The organism is Luteococcus sp. Sow4_B9, from assembly GCF_052116585.1.
Taxonomy (GTDB): domain Bacteria; phylum Actinomycetota; class Actinomycetes; order Propionibacteriales; family Propionibacteriaceae; genus Luteococcus.
The window spans coordinates 46838-65268 of sequence record NZ_JBQKKT010000012.1; the positions used below are offsets into that span (position 1 = coordinate 46838).

12 protein-coding genes and 1 pseudogene are annotated in these 18431 nt (G+C 68.0%); 6 read left to right on the plus strand and 7 right to left on the minus strand.

Going from position 1 to position 18431, the window contains the following annotated elements:
* Positions 1-172: 172 nt before the first annotated feature.
* Positions 173-1060, minus strand: coding sequence for a DMT family transporter (locus ACTQ49_RS09130; protein WP_441827534.1), 888 nt, complete (start codon positions 1058-1060; stop codon positions 173-175).
* Between the two features lie 51 nt (positions 1061-1111).
* On the opposite strand from ACTQ49_RS09130, the pseudogene purS reads away from it, so the two are divergent.
* Together purS and purQ are read left to right on the plus strand one after the other, a co-directional pair.
* Positions 1112-1413: pseudogene (purS, locus tag ACTQ49_RS09135) on the plus strand (phosphoribosylformylglycinamidine synthase subunit PurS); the annotation flags it as partial.
* Complete coding sequence (purQ, locus tag ACTQ49_RS09140; protein ID WP_441827535.1) at positions 1413-2090, plus strand: phosphoribosylformylglycinamidine synthase subunit PurQ; 678 nt, start codon at positions 1413-1415, stop codon at positions 2088-2090. The pseudogene purS and the gene purQ, both read left to right, overlap by 1 nt.
* Before the next feature lie 234 nt (positions 2091-2324).
* Here purQ and ACTQ49_RS09145 read toward each other — a convergent pair whose 3' ends face one another.
* From ACTQ49_RS09145 to ACTQ49_RS09155, 3 genes are all read right to left on the minus strand, one after another.
* Positions 2325-4382, minus strand: coding sequence for a PhoX family protein (locus tag ACTQ49_RS09145; protein WP_441827536.1), 2058 nt, complete (start codon positions 4380-4382; stop codon positions 2325-2327).
* Positions 4383-4586: 204 nt separating this feature from the next.
* A complete protein-coding gene (locus ACTQ49_RS09150; RefSeq protein ID WP_441827537.1) occupies positions 4587-5261 on the minus strand; it encodes a LuxR C-terminal-related transcriptional regulator in 675 nt (224 codons plus the stop codon).
* On the minus strand, positions 5258-6205 hold the full coding sequence (locus ACTQ49_RS09155) for an N-acetylglucosamine kinase (RefSeq protein ID WP_441827538.1): 948 nt from the start codon (positions 6203-6205) through the stop codon (positions 5258-5260). The genes ACTQ49_RS09150 and ACTQ49_RS09155 overlap by 4 nt, the downstream gene beginning before the upstream one ends.
* Before the next feature lie 183 nt (positions 6206-6388).
* On the opposite strand from ACTQ49_RS09155, the gene pepN reads away from it, so the two are divergent.
* Positions 6389-8962, plus strand: a complete 2574-nt coding sequence (gene pepN, locus ACTQ49_RS09160) for an aminopeptidase N (protein WP_441827539.1) — start codon at positions 6389-6391, stop codon at positions 8960-8962.
* Between the two features lie 207 nt (positions 8963-9169).
* Positions 9170-11428: a phosphoribosylformylglycinamidine synthase subunit PurL gene (gene purL / locus ACTQ49_RS09165; protein ID WP_441827540.1), complete on the plus strand. Its 2259-nt coding sequence runs from the start codon at positions 9170-9172 to the stop codon at positions 11426-11428.
* A gap of 76 nt (positions 11429-11504) precedes the next feature.
* Here the strand turns inward: purL and ACTQ49_RS09170 are convergent, their stop codons facing one another.
* Together ACTQ49_RS09170 and ACTQ49_RS09175 are read right to left on the minus strand one after the other, a co-directional pair.
* Positions 11505-12455, minus strand: a complete 951-nt coding sequence (locus ACTQ49_RS09170; RefSeq protein ID WP_441827541.1) for a type IV toxin-antitoxin system AbiEi family antitoxin domain-containing protein — start codon at positions 12453-12455, stop codon at positions 11505-11507.
* Positions 12456-12628: 173 nt separating this feature from the next.
* Positions 12629-13831: an amino acid aminotransferase gene (locus tag ACTQ49_RS09175; protein WP_441827542.1), complete on the minus strand. Its 1203-nt coding sequence runs from the start codon at positions 13829-13831 to the stop codon at positions 12629-12631.
* 162 nt (positions 13832-13993) lie between these two features.
* Here ACTQ49_RS09175 and ACTQ49_RS09180 point away from each other — a divergent pair, with 162 nt between their 5' ends.
* Complete coding sequence (locus tag ACTQ49_RS09180; RefSeq protein ID WP_441827543.1) at positions 13994-15421, plus strand: amidase; 1428 nt, start codon at positions 13994-13996, stop codon at positions 15419-15421.
* Positions 15422-15453: 32 nt separating this feature from the next.
* Positions 15454-16797, plus strand: a complete 1344-nt coding sequence (locus ACTQ49_RS09185; RefSeq protein WP_441827544.1) for a dipeptidase — start codon at positions 15454-15456, stop codon at positions 16795-16797.
* 396 nt (positions 16798-17193) lie between these two features.
* On the opposite strand, the gene ACTQ49_RS09190 is transcribed toward ACTQ49_RS09185, so the two are convergent.
* Positions 17194-18399, minus strand: a complete 1206-nt coding sequence (locus ACTQ49_RS09190; protein WP_441827545.1) for a PQQ-dependent sugar dehydrogenase — start codon at positions 18397-18399, stop codon at positions 17194-17196.
* Positions 18400-18431 lie beyond the last annotated feature (32 nt).

Below are 18431 nucleotides of genomic sequence, written 5' to 3' on the forward strand. Positions count from 1 at the left end.
GGCTGGCCCCGGGGTAGATGTGCCCCCGGGATCTCGTGTTTGCGCGCTGGTTTCGTGGGCCCCTCGCATCGGTTTCGTCGCGCCGCGTGGGTTTCGTGCTCCCGCGTGTGGTGTAACCATCGCGAGGCGTCTGAACCCACTCGAGCCCGCAAAACCCACGCGAGCCCGCCCGTCAGGCGCGTGACAGCAGCCCGAGACCGCCGAGCACCAGGGCGACGCCCAACCCCATCAGCCAGGTGAAGGGTTCGCCCAGCACCAGCACCGCCAACAGATTGGCCACCATGGGTTCGGCCAGTGCCAGCGTCGCGGCAGTGGCGGCGTCGATCGTGCGCATCCCGCTCTGGTAGAGCAGGTAGGCCACGGCCGTGGCAGCGACGCCGAGCCAGAGCAGGACCACCAGATTGCGGCCGTCGGTGACGAAGGTGAGGTCCTGGCTCGCCATCGGGATCGTCAGGACAGCCGCGGCGACGACGAAGATGAGGCTGACCAGGGCCAAGGGGTCGCCTCCGTGCTGGGAGGCCTGCCGGCCCGTGACGGCGTACAGCGCGAAGGCCGCACCCGCACACACAGCGAGCAGGAGGCCGCCAACATCGAGCGGCGCGGCGGTGCCGGATCCCAGGACCAGCAGCGCTGCACCTGCCAGCGAGATGACGGTGGCGAGAGTCCAGACCCTGCCCGGCCGGTTCCCGTCGAGGACCCAGCCGACCAGGCCTGCCACGAGGGGCGCGGTGGTGAGCATCACCAACGTCCCGACGGCCACCCCGGTTCGGGCGACGGCCGCGAAGAAGGTCAGCTGGTAGCAGGCGACGCAGACACCGGCGGCCAGCAACCAACGCCAACGCCCCTCGGCGGGGGCCGCCCGCAGAGCCGCGGGATCGCGGACGAGGGCCAGCAGCAGGAGCACGACCATGCCCACGATGGCCCGCAGACCGCCGACGGCGACGGGCGACGGGTCGCCCTGCAGGAGGGCCTGACTGGTCCCGGTCGTGCCCCACAGCATGGCCCCCGCCAGTGCCAGCAGAGCACCTCCGGTGCGGCTCGTCGAACTGGTCGTCGTCACCCAGCCACCCTAGGTGTCACCTGCACGGGGCCACCCGGGGTTCCGGACTGTGGTGCGCGGGTGTCCTGCTCGCCCTCGCACTCCGATAGGATCGGCGCATGGCCCGTGTAGTCGTCGATGTGATGCCCAAGCCCGAGATCCTTGACCCGCAGGGCAAGGCCGTCACCGGAGCACTGAACCGCCTTGGATACGCCGGTTTCACGGTGCGCCAGGGCAAGCGATTCGAGATCGAGGTCGACGGCGACCTCACCGATGAGCGTCTTGACCAGGTGCGCGATGCGGCAGAGAAGCTGCTCGCCAACACCGTGATCGAACAGTTCGACGTCCGGGTCGAGCAGGGCGAGGACAACTGATGGTGCGGATCGGTGTGGTGACCTTCCCCGGGTCCCTCGACGACCACGACGCACTGCGTGCCGTGGAGATCGCCGGTGCCACCCCGGTGCCGCTGTGGCACGGTTCCGATTCGCTCGACCAGATCGACGCAGTCATCCTGCCTGGCGGATTCAGCTACGGCGACTATCTGCGGTGCGGAGCGATCGCGCGATTCTCCCCGGTGATGGACTCGGTGGTCCGCGCGGCCAACCAGGGCATGCCAACGCTGGGCATCTGCAATGGCTTCCAGGTGCTGTGCGAGAGTCACCTGTTGCCCGGTGCGATGATCCGCAACGAGAAGCGCCATTTCGTCTGCAAGGACCAGCGCCTGCGCGTCGAGTCCAAGGACACCACGTGGACCTGTGACTTCGAGGCCGGCGACGAGATCACCATCGTCCTGAAGAATGGCGAGGGCAACTACCAGGCCGATCCCGAGACTCTGAAGATGCTCGAGGACAACAACCAGGTGGTCTTCCGCTACATCGACGGCAATCCGAACGGCTCGAACCACGACATCGCCGGCATCACCAATGAGCGCGGCAATGTCGTCGGCCTGATGCCGCACCCCGAGCACAACATGGAGGAGCTGACCGGCCCGAGCCTGGACGGCCGCAAGTTCTTCAGCTCCGTCCTGCACTTCCTTGAGGCTCGCGTCTGACGCAGGCCCTGTCAGCAGCAGACCGGCGCCCCCCCCCCCGGGGCGGCGCCGGTCTTCTCTTCGTCCATCAGGACTGTCAGTTCATGCCCTCGATCGGGTTGGAGACGATGGTGCAGGTCAGCGGCGGCTCGGCGGCGGCAGGAACAAACCTGTCTGTGAACACGCGAGTGGCCCCGGGCACGAAGCTCGGGGCCACTCGTCATTCAGCAGTCACTGTGGTGACCAGCGTGCTGATCAGGCGTCCTTGCGGCCACGGCCGCGGCCCTTTGCGGGGGCCTTGTAGACCTGCACCACGGTGGGGCGGGGCAGGGTCTTGTTGTAGTCGGGGAAGTAGCTGTTGGGCTCCTCCCAGGTGCCGTCCTCACCCGGGTGCTGGACGGCGACGAAGACCGTCTGGTCCTTGTCACGCACGATCGGGCCACAGGTCTCGGCGTCGCGGGGAACCGAGAGGAACTGGTCCACGCGGCCACGGTCGCGGCCGTCCAGGGTCACCTTGAACAGGCCGTCGTTGTAGCCGATGCCGTCCGGGGCACCGTCGGTGGAGATCCACAGGTTGCCCACCGAGTCGAAGGCCAAGTTGTCCGGGCAGCTGATCGGCGAGACGTGCTCACGGGGGAAGCCCGCGAAGTAGGTGTTCTCGTCGGTGGCGGGATCGCCACAGACCAGCAGCAGGTTCCAGGCGAAGCGGGTGGAGGTCTGCGAACCCAGCTCCTGGATCTCCACGACGTGGCCGTCGCGGTTGATGGCGCGGGGGTTGGCCTCGTCGACGCCGGCCTTGCCGGGCTTGGCGCGGTCGGAGTTGTTGGTGCAGGCAACGTAGACACGGCCGGTCTTCAGCGAGGGCTCGACGTCCTCGCAGCGGTCCATCTTGGTGGCGCCCAGCTTGTCGGCGGCCAGACGGGTGTAGACGAGCACCTCGTCGACGCTCATGCCCTTGACCATGGACTTGCCGTCCTTGACCAGCGCCATCCAGCGGCCGGTGCCGTCGAATTCGCCGTCGCTGGGCAGGGCGCCGGTGCCGTCGATCTCGGTGGCAGGCGAGTTGCCGCTGAACTTGGCCACGTACAGGTCGCCCTCCTCCAGGAGGCGCATGTTGTGGCGGCGGTCGCCAGCGCGGTACTTGCGCTTGGAGACGAACTTGTACAGGTAGTCGAACTTCTCGTCGTCGCCGGAGTAGGCCACCACGCGGCGGTCCTCGGCGATGATGACGTTCGCACCCTCGTGCTTGAAGCGGCCCAAGGCGGTGTGCTTGCGGGGGGTCGACTTCGGGTCGAAGGGATCAACCTCGACGATCCAGCCGAAGCGGTTGGCCTCGTTCTCGAAGCCCTCATTGCGGGTGTCGAAGCGGGGATCGGTCTCCTCCCAGCCGCGCACGGTCTCCTTGTCGGTGAGGCCGTAGCGCTTCTCCTCGGCGGAGGTGCCCTCGGCGCGGAAGTAGGAGTGGAAGTTCTCCTCACCGGAGAGCAGGGTGCCCCACGGGGTCAGGCCACCGGAGCAGTTGCCCAGGGTGCCCAGCACCTTGGTGCCCGAGGGATCAGCCTTGGTCTTCAGCAGGTCCGAGCCGGCGGCGGGGCCGGTCATGCGGTAGGCGTCGTCGATGACGATGCGACGGTTCAGGCGGGCTCCCTTGACGTAGTCGTAGGGAGCGTTGCGGTTCTTGCGCTCCAGCTCGACGACGGTCAGGCCGTGGTTGATCATGCCCAGCTCACGCTTCTGCTCGATGGGCATGTCCGTCGGGAACATGATGTTCTCGTTGGTGTACTCGTGGTTGCAGAACATCACGGCGCGACGACCATTGGAGCCCGGGATCTCCTGGATCTCGGTGTAGTCGTTGTTGTAGCCGAACTGCTTGCGGGCGGCCTCGGCGGTCTGCTTGTTCGGGTCGAACTTGGGCGAATCGGCGAACAGCGGGTCGCCCCACTTGATGACCGGCTTCCAGGTGTAGCCGTCCGGCACGTTGAACTCGTCAACCATGTGGTCAACAGGGCTGATCGGGTTGAAGTTCAGCGGGCTCTTGCGGGCGCCGCGACGGGCCTCGGCAAGGGCGGCCTCGGGCGCCGGGGTGGCAGCGGCCTCGTAGCGCGACGCGCCGAACAGGGCCACGGCGCCAGCGGAGCCGGCCAGCACGGTGCGACGGGAGACGGCCGAGGAGGCGATGTCGCGGAAGTAGTCGTTGTTGGTGGTGTTGCAGGTCTCACCAAGGCACTGGTTGTCGCACTTCAGGGCGCAGGTGACGGCCGAGCGCTTGCCGCGCACGTGGCCGATCATCGGGAGGAGACGCTTCTGGTCCATGGGTTCTACCTTTCGAGGCGGCTCCTAGAGGAGCCGGACTGTGGGGGCGCGCCAACGAGCAAACCAGTCTCCGATGGACAGCCCTCAACTCTGCGGCGAACGGTAGATGAACGTGAAAAAATGGTGGTCGTCAGACATGGAAGAGTGCTTCTCCTTGCAGGTAAGGAAACGACCGCGATTCCGTGGTGTGGGTGGCCGCTCCCGTCAGACGACGCGTCGTGAGGGCCTGGGGCGCATGTCGTGCTCGAGGGCCCAGATGACGGCCTGGGCTCGCGAGGTCACGCCGATCCTCCGATAGGCCGTGCGGATGAAGCTCTTCACGGAGTTCGGGCTGAGGTAGAGCGTCTGGGCGATCTGCTCATTGCTCAAGCCCTGCGCGATCAACGACATGACTTCCGACTCCCGCATGGTGAGTCCATGGCTTCGTCCCGGCCAGTCCCGTCGGCCCTCCGCCTGGCTGGCCTCGAGGTCCGACGTGGTCGCCCCGCCCGCCTCGATGACACGCTCACCACGGCCGATCCGCTCCAGCGAGGCTGCCAGTGCAGGGGCATCAAGACTCTTGGCCAACGCACCCATGGCGCCCGCTTCGAAGGCGTCGCTCACCAGGGGAGGGGTCAATGTCCAGGAATAGATCGCCAGCCGGTTGATCTGCGGGTCGGCCAGGTGCTCCCTGACAGTGGCCGAGAGATCGGTTGCCATGGCGTAGGTGTCCAGCAGGGCAATGTCACAGGGCTGCTCCACCTCCACCAACGAGTCGAGCTCCACGACGTCGAGCTGCTCGAAGGGGCGCAGCAGTGCGTGGAGACCTGCCAGGACCAATGGGTGGTCATTGACCAGGGCGATCCGCAGGGGTGATGTGTTCGGGAGCTGCGAGTTCATGACACGACCTCGATCTGGGGCTGGAGTGCGGACTTGTGGGAGACGAATGGTAGCTGTGCAGCCCCGTCGAGGCCCGTGCCGCGTGGTGGTGCAATCTGGACGCCATCCAGAGCCTGCCACAGATGGGCGTGGAAGGCCTCGCGGACGACGGCCGAGGAGAAGACCTTGCCGACGGTGCTCACCACGGGATGAGGTCGGGTGTCCTCGTCGACGCGACGCAGGCCGGCCAGGGCAGAGACCGCGAGCTCCTCGCCGGCCCGGGTGCAGATGCCTCGGCAGACCTCATCCCCGGATTCCGCCAGCTCGGCCACGGTCCGGCTCCATGCTGCGATGCGCCTGACCCGCTGCTCGTCGGCCTGCAGGACCATGTAGGCGCCCTCGAGATCCTCGTCGAAGTCCCGACGCACGGGCGCGGACAGGGCAGTGGCCGGGCCTCTACCGTCATGTGCCCGCATCACGGCCTCCAGCCCTGCCCGACCGATCCAGTAGCCAGACCCGGCATCGCCAATCAGGTTCCCCCAGCCGTCGACGCGCGCGGTGCGCTCCCGGCCGACGGCCAGCGTCACGACGCCCGTGCCGGCCGCCACCACCGCCCCGGGGTTGTCGCCCAGCGCCCCCAGATAGCTCGTGACCGAGTCATGGGCCAGGAAGACCTGCCCGATGCCCGACGAACCCAGATGGGCCTTGACATCTACGACGGATTCCTCCGCGGTAAGCCCCGAGCTTCCGATGGCCAGGACCGATGCGCTGCCTGACAGCAGTTCGGAAGCCTCCAGCGCCCGGTCTGCCAGTTGCGGTGCGACGGGGCGGTCGGTCACGACGGCGGCCAGTTCGACTTCCCCCAGCACCTTCGGGCCCCGGGAGAGCCGTGCGCGCACGCCGGTCTGTCCGGCGTCGAGTGCCAGCACGGTGCGCGATGCGGCGTCGGGCGTGGCGGGAAGCATGGGACCACACTAGGCGCCGCCCCGGACAATTCCCGACAGGGGTTCGGGACTTTAACAAGTGAAGAATTGGGCGTCGTCATTTCACGCGTGAATTCACCGGGGTCTTGAACAAGTGAAAGGCCCAGGTTGCCAAACAGGCGAACTGGCTTGCCGTCGAATGTCCGGATGTGAGGTTGTGCTGTGGTGAGCACTGCAAACATCACTCGGGATGAGGCAATCAAGCGCTCCGCAGGCCTGTCGGTGGAGAGCTACCACGTGACGCTGGATCTGCGCGGCGCCCAGGACCAGATGCGCGGCACCTTCGGCGTGCACGACGTGGTCGTCGTCGACGCCACCATCGACCATGCCCATCTGGACTTCCTGGACGGGACCGTTCATCGCGTGATGGTGAATGGGGAATGGCAGCGCCCCGACTACGACGGTGCACGCTTCTCCGTGGCCCTGGAACAGGGCCGCAATGTCATCGAGATCGATGCCGAGGCCAGCTATTCACGATCCGGTCAGGGAATGCACCGCTTCGTCGATCCGCTCGACGGGCAGACCTACCTCTACACACACTTCGAGCCGGCCGATGCCCGTCGGGTCTTCCCGAACTTCGAGCAGCCGGACCTCAAGGCTGTCCACAACATCACCGTGCTGGCACCCGAGGGTTGGCTGGTCCGCTCCAACCAGCCGCGCATCGCCGGGGGTACGGTCAAGCCGGAGCCGGGCGAGGAGGGCCTGCCGATGGCCACCCGCCACGCCTTCGGCCCCACCCCGCCGCTGTCCACCTACCTCACTTGCGTGATCGCGGGCCCGTGGCACGAAGTGACCGACAGCTGGCAATCGGGTGACGGCCTGGAGGTCCCGCTGGGGCACTTCTGCCGTCAGAGCCTGGTGGAGCACTTCGACCACGAGCGGATCCTGACCGTCACCAAGCAGGGTCTCGACTTCTTCCACCAGCACTTCGGCTTCCCCTACCCCTGGGGCAAGTACGACCAGGTCTTCGTGCCCGAGTACAACCTGGGCGCCATGGAGAATCCGGGTCTGGTGACCTTCACCGAGCACTATCTCTTCCGTTCGGCAGCCAGTCGCACCCAGTACCAGGGCCGTGCCAACACCATCCTGCACGAGATGGCCCACATGTGGTTCGGCGATCTGGTGACGCCCCAGTGGTGGGACGACCTGTGGTTGAAGGAGTCCTTCGCCGAGTTCATGGGCGGGCACGTCAGCGTCGAGGCCACCGAATTCCAGGACGCCTGGGTGGCCCTGGCCGGACGTCGCAAGGCCTGGGCCTACAACCAGGACCAGCTGCCCACCACGCACCCGATCGTCGCGGACATCCCGGACATCGAGGCGGCCCGGCAGAACTTCGACGGCATCACCTATGCCAAGGGCGCCGCAGTGCTCAAGCAACTGGTCTCCCACGTCGGCGTCGAGGACTTCTTCGCCGGATCGCGTGTCTACTTCGCCAAGCACGCCTACGGGTCTGCGCGGCTGGACGACCTGCTCGACGCCCTGCACGAGGTCTCCGGACGCGACCTGCAGGACTGGTCACGGCGTTGGCTGCAGACCGCTGGACCGGACACGCTGAGCCCAGTGATCGAGTGCGCCGATGGCCGCATCACGCGCCTGGGAATCCGCCAGCACTCGGTGGATGCGCGTGACGGTTCCTTCGTCGGGCGGCCGCACACCCTCGTCGTGGGCCTCTATGTGATGCAGGGCGGGGCCCTGGTGCGCCGCGACCGCTTCCAGGTGGAACTGGACGGCAGTGAGCTGACCTGGATCCCCCAGGCCACCGGACTTCCCGAGGCGGACCTCGTGCTGGTCAACGACGAGGACCTGACCTATGCCAAGACCGAGCTCGACGAGCGTTCGCTGGCCACCGTGGCCCAGTCGTTGTCCACGCTGGATGACGCGCTGGCCCGCGCCCTGGTCTGGTCCTCCCTCTGGAACCTCACCCGGGATGCCCAGCTGCGGGTGGAATCCTATGTGGAGGCGGTGCGGGCCCACGGGCTCATCGAGTCCGACGACGCCACCATGGTGACGCTGCTCGACAATGCCCGCTTCGCCATCAACAATTTCGTCCCGAACGATCTGGGTGCCCACCTGAACGAGCGCAGCACCCGCGCGCTGTGGGATGCCCTGCAGACGGCCGCTCCGGGTAGCGACGCCCAGCTCGCGATGGCGAGGGCCGTCGCCGCCATGGCAGGGCGCGTTCCCGCGATGACCGGTCCGCTCCAGGGCCTGCTCGACGGCTCGTCCGTCCCAGCCGGGCTCGAGGTGGGGGCCGAACTGCGGTGGGAACTGGCCAATGCGCTGGCAGCGCTTGGTGCCTGGGGCGAGGACGAGCTGGACGCTGAGCTCACGCGAGATCCGGGCAAGGACGGCGTCACCGCACGCCTGCGCGCCCTGGCCGCCCGTCCGGACTCCGCAGTCAAGGCGCAGGTCTGGCAGCAGCTGCACGAACCCGGTGCCCTCAGCAATGACCACATGGACGCCCTGATCGCGGGCTTCACCACCGCCGGCCAGGAGGCGCTGGTGGCACCCATCACTCGCGGCTACTTCGACGACCTGCTCGACGTGTGGCGATCCCACTCCATCGAGCTCGCGACCCGGCTGGTGGCCGGGCTCTTCCCGCGCACCGACGAAGCGCCCGAGCAAGCACAGACCTGGCTCCAGGAGAACCCCGAAGCTCCTGGTGCCCTTCGACGGCTGGTCCTGGAGTGCACGGATGGTGCACTCCGAGCCCGTCGTGCCCGGGAGTTCAACGCCTGACCCGCCTGGCCTGCCGGCCGACGGGACATCCACGAACACTCCCCATTTCCCGGGCATCTCCCACCCCACCGCTGCCCCCACCCGGTTACCGGGTGGGGGCGGTGTCATTGCGTGGCGCTTCCGGCGGCCTCGGTTGTCCGTTCCGCCCGCTGACCGTCGAGCGCGCTTCAGGAGGCACGCGGGGCGTTCAAACGGTAGATTGATCACGTGGCCGACACCGTTGACAATGCCCTGAACACTCCCGACGTCCAGCAGCCCTGGGCCGAGCTGGGTCTCAAGCAGGACGAGTACGACTCGATCCGCCAGATCCTGGGTCGCCGTCCCACCGGGGCCGAGCTCGCGATGTACTCGGTGATGTGGAGCGAGCACTGCTCCTACAAGTCCTCCAAGGTGCACCTGAAGCGCTTCGGCGTGCTGGAGCAGACCACCCCGCGCGGGCCGCTGCTGGCGGGCATCGGCGACAATGCCGGCGCCGTCGACATTGGCCAGGGATATGCGGTCACCTTCAAGGCCGAGAGCCACAACCATCCGTCGTACGTGGAGCCTTACCAGGGGGCGGCGACGGGCGTCGGCGGCATCGTGCGCGACATCCTGGCCATGGGCGCCCGGCCCATCGGTGTCATGGACCCGCTGCGCTTCGGGCCGCTGGAGGCGCCCGACACCAAGCGCGTGATGCCCGGCATCGTCTCCGGCGTCGGCGGCTACGGAAACTGCTTGGGCCTGCCGAACATCGGCGGCGAGGTGGTCTTCGACAAGACCTACTACGGCAACCCCCTGGTCAACGCCCTGTGCGTCGGCCTGATGAAGCATGAGGACCTGCGTCGCGCCAAGGCCACCGGTGCGGGTAACAAGGTCATCATGTACGGCGCTGCCACGGGCGGCGACGGCATTGGCGGTGCCTCGATCCTCGCGTCCGAGACCTTCGACGCCGACGGCCCGGTCAAGCGCCCCAGCGTGCAGGTGGGCGACCCCTTCATGGAGAAGCTCCTCATCGAGTGCACCCTGGAGCTCTTCACGGAGGAGCTCATCAACGGCATCCAGGACTTCGGCGCGGCGGGCATCAGCTGCGCCACCAGCGAGCTGGCCAGCGCCGGCGACGGTGGCATGCGCGTTGAGCTCGACGTGGTCCCGCTGCGTGATTCCACCCTCTCGCCCGAGGAGATCCTCATGAGCGAGTCGCAGGAGCGCATGATGGCGGTGGTCGAACCGGACAATGTCGACCGCTTCATGGAGATCTGCGCCAAGTGGGATGTGCTGGCCACCGTCGTCGGTGAGGTCACCGAGGGAGACCGGCTGATCATCACCTGGCACGGCGAGACCATCGTCGATGTCGATCCCAAGACCGTCGCGCACGATGGCCCCACCTACAACCGCCCGATTGCGCGCCCGGCATGGATCGACCAGGTGAATGCCGACGACGGGAACAAGCTCCCGCGCGCCACGTCCGGCCAGGACCTGGCGGACACCCTGATGGCGATGGTGGCGAGCCCGAACCTGTGCGACAAGTCCTGGGTGACCAACCAGTACGACCGTTACGTGCGGGGCAACTCGGTGCTGGCGCAGCCGGAGGATTCCGGAATGCTGCGCATCGACGAGAAGACCAATCTGGGCATCAGCCTGGCCACGGACTGCAATGGTCGTTTCGCCTACCTGAATCCCTACCTGGGCGCCCAGCTGGCCCTGTGTGAGAGCTACCGCAATGTCGCCGTCGGTGGCGCAGAGCCCGTGGCCATCACCGACTGCCTGAACTTCGGTTCCCCCGAGGACCCCGAGGTGATGTGGCAGTTCCAAGAGGCCATCATGGGCCTGGTGGCCGGCTGTCAGGAGCTCGGTACTCCCGTCACCGGCGGCAATGTCAGCTTCTACAACCAGACCGACGGCACGAACATCCTGCCCACCCCGGTGGTCGGCATGCTGGGCGTGATCGACGACGTCACCAAGCGCACCCCGATGGGCTTCGCCTACGAGGGCGATGCGGTCTTCCTGCTGGGCACCACGCGCGAGGAGATGAGCGGATCGGTCTGGGCTCAGGTCATGCACGATGACCACCTGGGCGGCATGCCCCCGGCCGTCGACTTCGCAGCAGAGAGGGCGCTGGCCGCCGTCATGATCACCGCCAGCAAGGAGGGGCTGCTGTCGAGCGCCCATGACCTGGCCGATGGTGGTCTGGCCCAGGCCCTGGTGGAGAGCGCCCTGCGCAAGAACATGGGAGTCGCGCTGACCCTGCCGGAGGGCAATCCCTGCGTGCAGTTGTTCAGCGAGTCGGCGGCCCGCGCGATCGTCAGTCTCCCGGCCAGTTCCTTCCCGCGTTTCAAGGCCCTGTGCGCCGAGCACGGCGTCCCGCTGACCCGTCTCGGTGAGGTCACGGGGGCCGAGGAGCTGGAAATCCAGGGGCAGTTCACCCTGCCGCTGGCCCAGATCCGCGAGGCCTGGGCAGCCACCATCCCCGCAGTGATGGACGCCTGAGCCACCTCTCGCGCGGCGCCAGCGCCCAGTTCGACATTGTGAGGAGGATTCCCACCGACATCGGTGGGAATCCTCCTCACGTTTGAGGCCACAGCGCTGAACCGGAGCACGAAGGGCAGGCGTGGGCTGTCGTCTGGTGGCCGATGCGGGTGAGGACGAGGTTCACCTGGGCTGCCACCTCGCAGGGCCGGTGCCAGCAGTCCTGATGGCCGTAGCGCAAGGTGGGCAAGCCATTGAGCAGGGCGTCGTTGTCGCGTGCCATGTCGCGAAAGCTCGAACGGGCATCCTCGTGGCCGAGTCTGCCGTCCAGTTCCACCAGCAAACCTTCATAGGCAACGTCATGTCGGGAGCTGCCTCGGCGCTGCTGGCGCCGACCTCGAGGTAGGCCGTGCGCCTGCTCGACGGCCACCGCATAGCGATGTTCCAAGGTGGACTCCAGCCCGTTGGCGTCACGCAGCAGGTTCGTCAGCATCACGCGCAGCTGGCGGCCCCCGCGCAGCTGTCGGCGGGCGGACAGTGCCCGTTCCAGCCGATCCGGGGTGGTGAGTCGCAGCCGCAGGGCCTCGGTCACCCACTCGACACTGCGTTCAGGAGCGAGGGCGCACAGGTCGAGCACGGTCGTCTCGGGTGGGCTCGTGGGAAGACTGCCCCGAGCACGCGGAAGCTCGCGGCGCCGGACATGGCGACAGCCCGGCGCTGGTTGTCTGCGCGTGCCTGCGGGTACCAGGACCGTGAGGTCGTCCTCGGGTTCCTCGCAGAGCCCCAGCTGGTGGCCGGCGGCATGCTCGCCCAGCATGGCCCCATCGCCAGCGGCGAGAACCCCCGCCCAGGCACGCGAGTGGAAGCCAAGGGGCAGCGGAAGGTTCGTGTAGAGGCCGGGGCTGATGCGAGTCCAGCGTCCGGTGTCGACGAGTCGCTGAAGGGAGCGCTCCGGCAGCAGTCGCAGTGCCTGTTCCCTGGCGATCACGCCCCCCTGGGCGCGGATGAGGCCCTGGAGTGCTTCACCGGGGTCCTGTCGTGCGTGCATGGGCCCACTGTCGCCGGGGCCGGATGGGGTGGTCCAACGTCATGCGGCCCCCTGTGGATGACGGGTGGGTTGGGGGTGGCCTGTGGATGCGGTCCGACACAGCAAAAGTGTGGAGCTTTCCCACCGATGTCGGTGGGAAAGCTCCACACTTTGTGCGTGGCGGCGGGTTCGTGTCAGATCACGTCCGCGATGGCCTCGCACACGTAGTCGATGTTGGAGTCATTGAGGGCCGCGACGCAGATTCGGCCCTTGTCAGTGCCGTAGACGCCCCACTTCTCGCGCAGCTGCACCATCTGCTCCTTGGACAGACCGGTGTAGCTGAACATGCCGGCCTGCTCCGCGATGAAGCCCATGTCCTTCTTGCCATTGGCGGCGGTCACGCCTGCAGCGGCCAGTCCGTCTACCAGACGGCGACGCATCTCCTTGATCCGGTCGCGCATGGCGGCCAGCTCGTCGATCCACTGGGCCTTGAGGTCCGGGTCGCCCAGGACGGCCGCGACCACGGCGGCACCGTGGGTGGGGGAGGAGGAGACCATGGTGCGGATCAGCACCTTCAGCTGGCTGAGCACGCGGGCGGCCTCGTCGGCATCCGTGCAGGTCACCTGCAGGGCGCCAATCCGCTCGCCGTACAGCCCCATGTTCTTGGCGAAGCTGACCGTGTTGAGCACGGGACGGCCAGTGGCGACGAACTTCTGGATCGCCTTCACATCCTGCTCGGGGCCCTCCGCGAAGCCCTGGTAGGCCATGTCCACCAGCGGGATCAGCTCGCCGTCGGTGACCAGCTGCACCACGGTGTCCCACTGCTCGTCGGACAGCTCGTAACCGGTGGGGTTGTGGCAGCAGGCGTGCAGCACCACGACGGTGCCCTCCTGGGCAGCCTTGAGGTCCTCCACGAGGCCGTCGAAGTCCAGGCCATCGCGATCGGCGGCCTTGTAGCGGTAGGTGGAGACCTGGTAGCCGCTGCGGGTGAAGACGGCGTTGTGGTTCTCCCAGGACGGGTCCGAGAGCAGCAGCTTGCCGTTGGACAGGGGCAGCAGGAAGTCGCCTGCCACGCGCAGTGCACCGGTGCCGGAGAGGGTCTGGACGGTGACGAGCTTGCCGGACGCGGCGGCGTCTGCTCCGTGCACCAGCTCGGCCACTGCGCCGGTGAAGGTCTTCAGCCCGTCGATCGGCAGGTAGCCGCGCGGCTTGGGGTCCTTGCCCATCTGCTGCTCGACGGTGCGCACGCACTCCAGCACGGGCAGCTTGCCGTTCTCGTCCTGGTAGACGCCCACGCCCAGGTTGACCTTCTTGGGATTGGGATCGGCCTGGAAGGCCTCGGTGAGGCCCAGGATCGGATCGCGCGGGGCCATTTCCACGGAGGAGAGGACAGACATGTGTGGCGCCTTTCGAGTCATTGGCTGTACGGAAGCATCCTTCCATGCGGCTGCGGCTTTGGGCAGTCCTTTTCCAGCGCCGTTGCCGAGGCGTCCACGCCGAATCCCGGGATGGACCAGGAAACCTCGGCCCGGCCACGGTCATGCCGCTAGCGTTGCGCCATGACCGAGATCCACCACCTGTCGGCACTGGAGCTGGCGGCCGCGATCAGGGCGGGTGAGCTGTCGGCGCTGCAGGCGACGGTGCACAGCCTGGAGCGGGCAGAGACGCTCTCGCAGACCGTGGGTGCCTTCGTCCATTTGGCCCATGAGCATGCCCTGCGCCAGGCGGCAACCCTTGATGCGCGACGAAGTCTGGCGGCCGACAGCCCGCTGCGCGGTGTGCCGTGCCCCGTGAAGGACCTGACCATGGTGGCGGGCATGCCCTTCCGCGCAGGTTCTGCCGTGCTGCAGGACAATGTGGCCAGCGTCGACGACGGAGTCGTGACCCTGCTGCAGCAGGCGGGGACCGTCATGGTGGGCAAGACCAGCACCCCCGAGTTCGGCCTGCCCTGCTACACCGAGCCGGACATTGCTTCCGCCTCACGAACACCGTGGGACCTGATCCGCTTGGCAGGCGGTTCCTCGGGCGGTGCGGCGGCGGCCGTCGCGTCGGGCATCGTGCCGATCGCGCACGGCAGCGATGGCGGGGGGTCGATCCGCATTCCGGCCAGTGCCTGTGGACTGGTGGGGCTGAAACCTTCGCGGGGAAGGGTCTCGCCCGGCCCCAGGGGGAGCGACGGGGTGGCGCTGGCCACCCATGGGGTGCTGACCCGTACGGTGCGTGACACCGCGGCTGGTCTGGACGCGATCACCGGGCACTGGCCCGGCGATGGTTTCCTGCTCCCGGAGCCGGCGGCCGGATTTCTGGGCTCCGTGGACAGGCCGCCGGGACGGCTGCGCGTGGGGGTGCTCACGGCGCCGACGAATGTGGAGGCCGAGGTGCATCCGGCCTGCCTGCGAGCCGTGGAGCACGCGGCAGCGCTGTTGGCGCAGCTGGGGCACGACGTGGTGGAGGCCCCGAGCCCCTACCCGGCCCAGAAGTGGGCCACCTTCATCGACCTGTGGTCGGTGATGGCGCTGTCGGCCCCGGTGCCCGAGACAGAAGAGCACCGGCTGCGTCCGCTCACCCGTTGGCTGCGGGCGGTGGGCCGCGAGGTCACGGGCCTGCGGCACGCCCAGGCGGTCTCCCTGGCCCAGATGCTGGCGCGCGAGACGGCCGAGGCGTGGGAGGGTCTTGACGTCGTGCTGACCCCGACGCTGGCACAACCTCCCGCCCCGGTGGGCGCCCTGCGTCGGGACGATGATCCCGAGGCGGACTTCTGGGGTCAGACCGCCTTCACTCCGTGGACCAGCACGTCGAACCTGTGTGGTCGGCCCTCGATCAGCCTGCCGTTGCACCGCGAGAGGATTGACGGTGTTGAGCTGCCCATCGGGGTGATGTTGACGGGTCTCCTGGGCGCCGACGAGATCTTGTTGCGTCTGGCCAGGCAGCTGGAACTGGCCGACCCGTGGCCCTCACTGCCGGTCGACGTGCGGCAGACCTCGTGAAGACTGTCGGAGGGCCTCGCTAGCATCGAGACATGAGCCTCGATGATGCCGCTGTCCGATCCGCCGTCGATTCCGTCCTGCCTCAGCTGCGTGCAGACCTGCAGGAGCTGGTGCGCGTCGAGTCGGTGAGTTCCCTGCCCGAGAAGTCCGACGAGGTGCGCCGCAGCGCCGAACTGGTGGCGGAGAAGCTGCGCGAACTGGGTTGTCCTGACGTGAAGGTGGTGGCCGAGGACGGTCACCCCGCGGTCATCGCGCACTTCCCGGCGCCCGACGGCCAGCCGACCATCTGCCTGTACTCGCACCACGATGTGCAGCCCACCGGCGATCCCGGGCTGTGGGCCACCCCGCCCTTCGATCTGACCGAGCGCGATGGCCGCCTGTACGGCCGCGGCTCCAATGACGACAAGGCGGGTATTGCCGTGCACCTGGGGGCCCTGCGCGCCTTCCAGGGCAAGCCGCCGGTGGGCGTCACCCTGTTCATCGAGGGTGAGGAGGAGATCGGCTCGCCGAGCTTGGCACGGCTGATCGAGAAGTACCACGACGAGCTGGTCAGCGACGTCTTCGTGATCTGCGATGCGACCAACTGGGAGGCCGGTCAGCCGTCGTTCACCACCACACTGCGCGGCGTGGCCGACTGCGTCGTGGAACTGCGCACCCTGGACCACGCCCTGCACTCCGGCGGTTTTGGTGGCGTGGTGCCGGATGCGCTGACGGCCATCTGCCGGCTGCTCGCCACGCTGCACGACGAGCAGGGCAATGTGGCGATCGAGGGCCTCAAGACCTCCGAGGCGCCTGATCTGGACTACCCCGAGGACCGGTTGCGCGCAGAGTCCGGGCTGCTCGACGGCGTCCACTGGATCGGCGACGGCTCGGCCGTGGCGCGTCTGTGGAACAAGCCGGCCTGCACCGTCCTGGCGATCGACTGCACCCGCGTGGCCGACGCGTCGAACACCCTCGCACCCGTGGCCCGCGCCAAGGTGAGCCTGCGCGTGGCTCCCGGTGACGACGCGTCGTCCGCCCTGGATGCCCTGGTGGCCCACCTGGAGAGGAATGCGCCGTGGGGTGCACAGGTCACCGTCACCCGCGGGGAGACGGGCGATCCCGGCATCGTGCCGCTGGAGGGAGAGCTGGCCGAGACGGCTCGCGGGGCCTTCCGCGACGCCTGGGACGGCACCGAACCCGTCCAGGTCGGTTGCGGTGGATCCATCCCGATGATCTCGGACTTCCAGCGGGCCTTCCCGGCGGCGCAGGTCCTGGTGACTGCCGTTGCGGATCCCGACGGTCGCCCGCACGGCATCGACGAGTCCCAGGACCTGACGGACCTGCAGAAGGCTTGCCTGGCTGAGGCCCTGCTGCTGGCGCGGATGGCTCGCTGACGCCCCGGGGCGCTTGCTGTCACCCCATCAGGGGACAGGGACGGGGCATTTCCTGATCCCGAGCTGATCGGAAAGGCCGTTCAGCGGCCTTAACTTCTCTTCACAGAAGCGATGCGGGAATGTTGAGACATCGCAGGAACGGATCGGGGGATCCAGACCGGCGAATCTCTTCGGGGGAAGAGGAAGCAGGCCTTCGGGGGAAGGTCGCACGATGGAGTTCCGGGGGGAGCTGCATCGGAGCGGTCGGGGATTTCGGGGGAGATCCAGACCGCAACAGGCCAAGCGCTCGCCACGTCGGGGGACAGGGGAGCGTGAACACAGTCGGGCCCGTCGGTGCACCAGCACCGGCGGGCCCGAACAGTTTTCAGCCCGACGCGTCACCCCGGACTGGTTGGGTCACGGGCGGGGCGTGATCCGCAGCAACTGGTCGTCGGAGCCATTGCTCGTCGTGACCCAGATGCTGCCGTCGGGCGCCTGCTCGACGGTGCGCAAGCGGCCGTGGGTGCCCTCGAGTTCGGACAGGGATCGGACCTCGGAGATGCCGCCGTCTGCGGCCACGGTCATGGCGAGCAGGCGTTGGGCCTTCAGACAGGCGACGAGCAGGGCACCGTCGAGAGCGCCCCACTGTTCCCCGGTCACGAAGCAGGCGCCGCTGGTGGCCAGCGTGGAATCGCCAGAGGACCACTTGGCCTCCTGCGCGTCAGGCAGCGACGTGTCGGTCATCGGCACCGATTCGTCGTACTCGCCCTGCCCCACGGGATTCCAGCCGTAGTTGGCGCCCTTGACAAGCAGGTTCACCTCGTCGTCCACATGACTGCCGTGTTCGACGGCGAACATCCTGCCGTCGGAGGGCCTGGCGCACAGACCCTGGATGTTGCGGTGGCCGTAGGTCTGGACCAGTGCACGGGGACGCTCGTCGCTGGCCCAGGGGTTGTCCGGGGCAGGCTTGCCGGTGGTGGGGTGGACGCGCAGGACCTTGCCACCCAGCTGGTCAAGATCCTGCGGGATGGGGCCACGGGCGGTGTCGCCGGTGCCGATCCACAGCATCTGGTCCGGGCCGAAGACCGGCCGGCAGCCGCTGTGGCGTCCCGACGGGTTGACCGGCAATCCCGTGACCAGGGGTGTGCCCGCAGTGGCGGAGCGCAGATCGTCGGTGAGTGTGAGCGGCACCACGCGGATGTCGGTGGGACTGTTGTGGCTGACGACGATCCGTCGGTCGCGGTCGAAGCCGGGGCTGACGGCAAGTCCGGTCAGACCCCCTTCGCCAGTGGCCACCACGTCCAGCTCGACGGCGATGGGACTGACCTTCTTGTCGCGCAGCACGGCGACTCGCCCGGGGCGTTCGGTGAAGACGACGGCGTCGTCCAGGAAGCCGAGCCCCCAGGGGTTCTCCAGACCGTCGGCCATCACCTCGACGTCGAGCTCAGGGATGCTGCCACTCGCGGTGGACCTGCTGGCCGGGGACGGTGTGGCGCTGGTGCTCTGGCCGCCGGTGGCTGACCGGGTGGGACGCTGGCCGGGGTCCGGCTCTGTGGTGGTGCCGCAACCGGCCAGCAGGGCTGCACCGGTGCCGACGAGGGCCGTTCGCCTGGTGAGTCGCATGGCTCCAATCTAGGTGGCCCGCACGCGGCCGG